We start from the raw sequence: 1,280 nt of genomic DNA, 5'->3' as shown, positions 1-1,280 counted from the left end.
CGCCTCGATCGTGCGGCTCGACCCCGCCGTCGTCGCCCCGATCGGCGCCGGCGGCACCGTCAACCGCGTCGGCATCGCGATCCCGTTGACCCGGTTCATCGGCCGGGAGAGCGACCTGCTCGTGCTGCGCGAGGCTCGTCGCGAGCACCGGCTCGTCACCATCGTCGGCCCCGCGGGCGTCGGCAAGACCCGCATCGCCGTCGAGCTCGCCCGCGAGGCGACGACCGCCCTGGACGACGACCAGTACATGGTCGACCTCGCCGACGTCCGCGACCCCGATCACGTCGTGGCGGCGATCGCGAGCGTCGTACGCGCGCGGGAGCTCAGCATCGACGGCATCGTGCGCCGGCTCAGCCGCGGGCGGGTGCTGCTGATCCTCGACAACGCCGACCACGTGATCGGCGCGCTCGCTGCCGCCGTCGACGCGCTCCTCGCCCGGACCGAGCAGCTGCGGATCGTCGTCACGAGCCGGGAGTCCCTCCGGCTCGCGGAGGAGCACGTCGTCGTGCTGCGTCCGCTCATCGGCGACGACGCCGAGGACGCGTGGCGGCTGTTCAGCGAACGCGCGGCCGACGCGCGCGGCGGCCGGGCCTTCCACGACGCCGAGCTGGAGCAGGCTCGCGAGCTGTGCGCACAGCTGGAGGGCATTCCGCTCGCCCTCGAGCTCGCGGCGGCGCGTCTTGACGTGCTCGACGTCGAGCAGGTGCGCGAGGGGATCGGCGGGCGCGGCACGGGCACCGGTCGCCACGACAGCGTCCGCGCGGCGATCGGCTGGACCTTCGACGAACTCGGCGACGAGGAGCGCGCGCTGCTGTCGGACCTCGCCCGGTTCGCGGGTACCTTCACCGTCGGCGCCGCCGCGGGCACGAGCGGCCTGGAGACCGCCCGCACCTCCGACCTGCTGATGCAGCTCGTGGGGCGGTCGCTCGTCGCCGTCGACCGCAGCGGCACGGGCCGGCGCCGGTTCCGCGTGCTCGAGTCGACGCGCGAGTTCCTCGCCGACCGAGAGGACCCCGTGCGCGCCGCCGAATGGCGGCTGCGGCATCGAGCCTGGTACGCCGATCTCGTCAGCCGCCTCGGGCCGACGATGCGCACGTTCGAGTCGCGTGACACCATGGCGGTACTCGACGGCTTCCGTGCCGATCTCTCCGTGGCCTTCGAGGGTGCCATCGAAGCGGGCGACCGCGATGCCGCCGTGCGGCTGGCGGGCTGGCAGGCGCAGTACTGGTTCCTGCGCGGGCTGCTGCGCGAGGGCCGGTCGCGCGTGGAGCGGGCGCTCG

At 74.4% G+C, this 1,280-nt stretch carries 1 protein-coding gene; it reads left to right on the top strand.

Annotated features, from left to right (window positions below; genetic code table 11):
• Nucleotides 1-1,280, top strand: a 1,280-nt coding sequence (locus tag EIO58_RS18125; protein WP_127820578.1) for an ATP-binding protein, incomplete at both ends; no start/stop codon positions are given.

This window comes from Microbacterium sp. CPCC 204701, from assembly GCF_004010105.1.
Lineage (GTDB): Bacteria > Actinomycetota > Actinomycetes > Actinomycetales > Microbacteriaceae > Microbacterium.
The sequence above is the reverse complement of the archived record's forward strand: the minus strand, read 5'-3'. Positions and strand labels throughout refer to the sequence as shown.